At 48.4% G+C, this 6,277-nt stretch carries 6 protein-coding genes; 2 read left to right on the top strand and 4 right to left on the bottom strand.

Annotated elements, in window-relative coordinates:
• Positions 1-130: 130 nt before the first annotated feature.
• From FU672_RS24955 to FU672_RS24500, 4 genes are all read right to left on the bottom strand, one after another.
• The gene (locus tag FU672_RS24955; protein ID WP_187360853.1) at positions 131-490 is read right to left on the bottom strand and encodes a DUF3085 domain-containing protein; all 360 of its coding nucleotides are present in this window, start codon (positions 488-490) and stop codon (positions 131-133) included.
• Between the two features lie 713 nt (positions 491-1,203).
• Positions 1,204-1,983, bottom strand: coding sequence for an N-6 DNA methylase (locus FU672_RS24510; RefSeq protein WP_262349068.1), 780 nt, complete (start codon positions 1,981-1,983; stop codon positions 1,204-1,206).
• Positions 1,984-2,944: 961 nt separating this feature from the next.
• Entirely contained in the window at positions 2,945-3,892 is a 948-nt protein-coding gene (locus tag FU672_RS24505) for a ParB family protein (RefSeq protein WP_148245194.1), read from the bottom strand.
• The gene (locus tag FU672_RS24500; protein ID WP_148245193.1) at positions 3,889-5,094 is read right to left on the bottom strand and encodes an AAA family ATPase; all 1,206 of its coding nucleotides are present in this window, start codon (positions 5,092-5,094) and stop codon (positions 3,889-3,891) included. The genes FU672_RS24505 and FU672_RS24500 overlap by 4 nt, the downstream gene beginning before the upstream one ends.
• 212 nt (positions 5,095-5,306) lie before the next feature.
• On the opposite strand from FU672_RS24500, the gene FU672_RS24495 reads away from it, so the two are divergent.
• Entirely contained in the window at positions 5,307-5,534 is a 228-nt protein-coding gene (locus FU672_RS24495; RefSeq protein WP_148245192.1) for a type II toxin-antitoxin system Phd/YefM family antitoxin, read from the top strand.
• A gap of 1 nt (position 5,535) precedes the next feature.
• Positions 5,536-5,862 carry a type II toxin-antitoxin system RelE/ParE family toxin gene (locus tag FU672_RS24490; protein ID WP_148245191.1) on the top strand — a complete coding sequence of 109 codons (327 nt, stop codon included), beginning with the start codon at positions 5,536-5,538 and terminating at the stop codon, positions 5,860-5,862.
• The last annotated feature ends 415 nt before the right edge of the window (positions 5,863-6,277 follow it).

Raw genomic sequence — 6,277 nt, 5'->3', positions numbered from 1 at the left:
AGAAGAAACAGGACGCTCAGATTACAAACAGGCCAGAGTAATTGTCGCGATGCGGACGGGGTAATTGTCGCCTAATACTCAGCACACTAACTGACTTACCACCCACCGCCACCGGCCATCGCGGCTTAACTCATGACGCCTTCCCGACCGGAGCCAAATCAATACGGATCTGAGTTTCAGTGACGACTATCAGCAAATCATGTTTTCCTTCGGCTAACGCAGTCAGAACGTCGTCGTTAAGGGGGAGTAATTCGGCAAAATCGTCGCCACCAACGGCATCGACGCAGGCATCATATAATTCGCCACCGTCGGGAAACTTAGCCGGATCATAGCCTTCGGCATAAGCAACAGTGCGCTTGCATCCTTCTGTGACTTTTTCAACAGAAGACATGACGTATATCCCTTCATCTTTCACCAGCAGTAAGTCAGCATTATTTTTTTGGATCACAGTAACGACAGGCAAAAGTTTTTGAGCAGTAAATAACAGCATTATTGTTTCCTCATAAGGGTATAAGGTGCGGCTGGTTGGCAATTTGCCTCGAACCGGCCTCTTTACTGGTGTCACCCTTTGGGTTTCACGCAGCACGGGGATCTGGCTCCGTGGGAAAAGACCGGAACGGGGTATCAGCGAAGCGGTCAGGGGCGGCGTCAGGCCGGCGAAGCGTACCCTTGACCGCAAAGCGCCCCGTGCCAGCGTCTGCCACGGAGAAAGAAGCCCCGCAGCGAACACCGGCATAAAGGGGAACGCCAGAAAGACCGGCTGGCCGGTCCCTTAAAGCCCCAACGGGGCGGTGAAGCGCTGGCGTCAGCCAGCTGCAGCCTTTGACCTGGACGTTGCCATCAGACACTACCCGGGAGGGACGAAACCCGCAGGGGTTCGGCGGAGACTGGCCGATGCGCAGCAGCTGCCGACTGACGACCGGACCGGACCGCGTAGCGGGTCGGGTCGGGTCGGGTCGAGAGCCGAAGGAGGCCATGGTTTTGACCTGAGTCGTTTTAATCAAGGGAGAGAGCAGCCGATCACCGGGGATAATGACCAAACACAGAAATCAGCGGAAAGTCCGGAGAGAAAGAGCGAGCAAAAAATAAATACGGACCCGAATCGGCACGGAGAAAAGAGGTGGCGCAGCCACCTCCCAACTCGCGGCCATCGGCCGCAGGTTTTTCGGCAGTCAAAGCAGGGTTCCCCCCTGCCCTAATAAACTACGCGGCAAATCCAGACAGCACCTTTTTCATCGCCTTAACGCGATCACGAAGTGCAAACTTTTCAGGCCAGTCGTTGAGGTAATACACGGGCGTGAAGCGGGTGCGGCTGAATGCCATCGTCAGCGTATTACCGGTTATGACTTCGGCAGGGATACCCAGGTAGGACAGCTGCAGGTAACACATATGGGCGGCCACCGGGTCAATATCCATGCAGCTGGCAAAGAGTTTGTCCTGATAGTTAATGCCCTGCTCTGCCATCACCTCTGCAAAAGCAATCACCATGCTACCGGCGCCGGCAGCGGGTTCATGTAATGTGATAAACGGTTTGTGCTTCAGCTGCTCGCGCACATTGCCGGCGGTAAGACGAGCCATCAGCTGGGAAAGGTGATAAGGGGTGAAAAACTGGCCCATATGCGCAGAGCCGATCTCCAGCTCCATAAAAATCTGCCCAAGAAAATCACTGGGCTGACACTCCAGCGCGCCGGTAAGGCATGCCAGCAGGTGTGCCATACGTTTCACATCATCAGGCTGATAACGACCCGCAATAGTCAGATATTCCTGTTCAAGTTCCGGCGAGCGAAGAAAGGCATTCTGGACAGCGATCGATGCCATCTCAACGAAATCCCGGAACACTTCATGCCGGTGATGGTAGCGCGCGATGTCGCTAAACAGGCGAACAAAATCCCGGCGGTAATGGTCGTAACCGTTTTGCCCGGTATGCGCTGGTTTACGGGGAGTTGCTTCTGGTAATGCCATCTCCAGAGTTAATTGCGTCATTCTGGCGTTCCTTCCTTTCCGGCGGTCTGCGGTGTGCTCCCGCCATACCGCACACGACGCAACGTGCCAGCTGGAAAAAATCCAGCTCCGGATGCAAGGCCGCAGCGCAAAAGACTGACCAGAGGGAAGGAATGCGAACGGGCGCCGCAGCTGGCGGCTTGAATTTTTCCGGCACGGTGCGACGGTTAAGCGGTGTGGGGGAGAACAGCAGAATGTGAAGAGGCAGGAATGGACAGAACTGCTGGCAGTGTGATTACCGCCAGCCGGATTCGGGAAGGCTAGTGAGCGTTGTGAGTCTTATCGATGAGGCCCAGACGAGTCATGCAGGTGATAACGGATTCTGGCCGACGCTGGTACTCCCGGGCAAAAGCATTAACATCGAAATCAGCCGCTGTGGCCCGCGCGATCAGTTGCTGCTTTTCGTCTTCCTATCAGCGAACACTATGATGAGGATACTTTTGCTTATAGCCCGCACCAGTTGTGGAATGGTTAACCAGCTAATAGTAGTGGCACAGCCGTCAACGTTCAGAGAGTGAACTGGCCAAGGCATTGGAGGTACCAATCGTGCAGCCGAGTCAAAGAGGACACTGAAAGACTTCACTTACAATGTTATCTGTTAGATTCTCAGTAGAATACGCAGGTTGAAAACCGTGGGACTTTCACTATGAAAGAAATCAGATATAAACAATAAAAACAGTAGGTTAATTATGAAATCTCTGCGGGACAAATTTGTATAGCTTAGGCGTACGATGTCTACATTTTATCTGAAAAATAACTCTTCAAGTCTTATTGTATTCGAACAGAATCTTGAAACTCCAAAGAAGCATGAAAATTGCTGGGACTTTCACTATGAAAAAATCTTCATTTTTTGTTGCTATTCATTAAGTTAGAGGTGAAATTACTGCGGGGAAAATCAAGAGAATAGTGAGGCCGGAGGGCTCTCCGGCACACACAAGATGCCTTACTCAGCGGAAGAAATGTTAGACATAATATTTCTAATCGCTTCATCAAGCTCAGCCTGAACAGCAGGAGATATACGAGAAAATTCATAGACCACAACGCGATTTTTCTGGTCCGTTTTTTTTCTGGCATACTGACGACGATCGGTGAACTCGCGAATTTTCTCTGTCTCAAATTGCTTTACTGGTGCTGGTTTCAGGCTTTTACTTTCTTCTCTGAAGATCGCAAGAATTTTTTTCTTATCCCCGCTTATATGGTCAGCCTTTGCAACTTTCTCCAATACCCTATCCATCAGTTCATCCACTGATATACCCTTAGCTTTCGCATCTTCTGCCACTTGGAGAAGAAACTGGTAATCAGCCAGAGAGATGTCGTTGATGGCCGGGAATATTGCGATCATTTCATCAGGCACAGCTGCGGCTTGAAATGCGCGAGTCACTTTTGCCGGAGATATATTTTCCGCGATGGCAATCTCTTCTTTGGTCATACCTTTGTCATACATGACCTCAAAGCGTTTACCAAGTTCACGTAAGCTGTGCTCCCGCGCAGTCTGGATATCTACCGCAAGTTGTCTGGCATCAGAGACATTGATCTCATCCTTTGTAACCAGTATTTCAAACTTAGTCTGATTAAAAATGCATGCAGCTCGTCGACGGGTTCCATCAAGAATTTCAATCCGACCATTAACTTCACGACCAATAGCCGGGAAAAATTGCTGCAGAATGATGGTACGAGAAATATCGCTGACGGACTCAGGGGTAAGCATCGCCTGGTCACGACCGTTTATGCTTGGATCTACATACGTTTTTGCTTCAATGTCACCACTCAGAACTACAGTTCGGACAAAGCGAGCCTGACTTCCTGACTTCAGCGTGAATGTTCTGCTGTTATCGTCGCCATCTGAATTACTTTTACCAAGCACGCGGCCACGGGCGAGTACCTGTCTCATTCTGTTGTTCCTCTGATGAAATCAATACGGTCAAACACAGCTTTAGTAAAGCGCTCAGCCTCAGTTCTGGCTTTTTTCAAGGCCTCAGCACTACCTGGATAAGACATGGGATTTGCGCTTATGATCGTATCGAATGACTCACCGCAGCGCTCAAACCCATCCAGACGGGGTAATGAATAATCAAGAATGCTGCTTGCATAAACTTCACGGGCAAGGCTGTGCGATGTTTCATGATCGCGTTTACCAGTCATTTTGGACATAAACCCAATATTTGCACTTAGTCGGGGCTCTATACCTTCCTCTTCGAGTCGCTCCAGCATTTCCGGCAAACGGGTGAGGTATTTAAGCGTTGAATGAAAATCAACCTGAGCTGGCGGGGTAGGGGTCAGTAAGAGGTCACTCGCGGCCAGACCATTCAAAAGGAAAGGATCAAGGTGAGGGCCAGTATCTATAAAGATAAAGTCATAGTCATCAGCAACACGTTCAATGATTTTCGTTCTGAGTACTTCCGAAGGTTTAGTGCCCGGTAAATATTCAGCAACCAGAGATTCCCATTGGCTGGCTACGAAACCATCATCAATAGAGGCAGGAATAACATCCACACCAGGAATAATGGTAGGTCTAATGACGGAGTTTCGAAGCGTCTCCGAATCGAGGTCATTAAGCATGGCCTGAGCTGCTGTTTCCAGTACAGAACCGATACTGTGGGTGTGATCCAGGAACATAGTGCTGGATGCCTGCGGATCGAGGTCAATGACAAGAATTCGCAGATCATGTCGCAACAAATCCTGATGAACGCGTAATGCATGTGCCAGCGTTACCGTACTGACCGTTTTAGAAACTCCCCCTTTAAGATTAACGACGAAGATAACGTACGGTCCATTATGTATATCGCGGTATTTCAGAACCTTACGATGGGCGTATATATCAATGACGTTCTGAATCGTTAACGCATACTGCTCAACATTACCAATTTGCTTTTTGTTGAACTCATAGCCCTGGTCTTCCATCTCTTTCATCGACAGTTCAACGATACGGCGGCTTAGTTTTGGTAACTTGGCCACAGCATTACGAGTGTATGTCTGATGATACTCAGTCAGATTGAATTCTCTACGCTGCTCTTCAATATCCCGGCTCATGGCCTGAAGCAGGCTACTTGCTCTTGAAGCAATGGTACCAACACCGCCGTAGTCATGTTTCATCGTTAATCCTCTGATAGGGGTTCCTTGCCTTTTCGGCGGATACTGCAGAATGAATTGTACACATAAAAATAAAACGTACAACAATTTAAACCCAAAACACAATATGGTGCACATGAATTGTAATTAGGTAACCCATAACATATCAACTGGCCTTATATTGTCAAAAGACCAAATAGAGTCTATATTTAGACTACAAACCTATGGGGAACCTTATGAAAGTCGAAACTATTAGCTACGTAAAAAAGAATGCGGCAGCACTAAATCTAAGTGAGCCTATTCTGGTGACACAGAACGGCATTCCTGCCTATGTTATTGAATCGTATGAAGCACAACAGGAGCGGGAAAGTGCCATAGCACTTCTCAAACTTCTGACGATTTCAGAGAAAGACAAAGCTGACGGCAATCTGCTTTCAAAAGAACAGTTGCTGGCAGGCTTATGATATGGGCGCAGATATTCAGTACACTCGTACGGTAAAGCTTTGCGTAGATGAGATAGCCAACCATTTAAGACGTAATGATGTCGATCCCAGGGAGGTTATCTCCACCATCATTGAGCATTTCGAAACCCGAGTTGGTGAATTTCCCTTGAACTGCCAGATTTGCCCTGAACTTTTGAAGTTAGGCTGCGCAAAATACCGAGAGTGCAATACCCCGGAAGGTTACAGAGTTCTGTATTCGGTAGAAGGGGACAAGATTACGGTACACGCCATTCTGGCACACAGGCAGGACATACTGCAGTTACTGTTTAAAAGACTGATCAGTGTTTAGCTTATAGATACCTTTCCACTCTCGCCTGTAGCAACCAAGAGCGTTGCTTGGGATAGCAGTTAAAGTCTGTAAATACCCTACCTAACAATAGGGATATTGGAGGCGCTGCATAAAATCTGACGTGGTACACCCCTGCAACCTAATCATTTTTCACGCAGCGCAATCTGAGGAACATAACGTTCTAATATGTTGTAATCCTTAACAAATGGATCTTACTCTGGCTGAGCTATTACACAATATAGAGTTTAGATGTCATTCTCAATCCCGCACTCATCGGACTGCGGAACAAGATCCTGCCGAAGATTAACTGTATGTTCCAGAGTTTCAACAGACAATTTGTAAGACAGTATGACTTTCCGTGAGGGGGGGCGCTGACCTACGTGGGATATTTAACGCGGGTTAGCACCATGGCCAG

It is taken from the genome of Enterobacter asburiae, assembly GCF_008080435.1.
Taxonomy (GTDB): Bacteria; Pseudomonadota; Gammaproteobacteria; order Enterobacterales; family Enterobacteriaceae; genus Enterobacter; species Enterobacter asburiae_C.
Note: the sequence above shows the minus strand (reverse complement) of the source record. Positions and strands in the feature narration are given on the sequence as shown.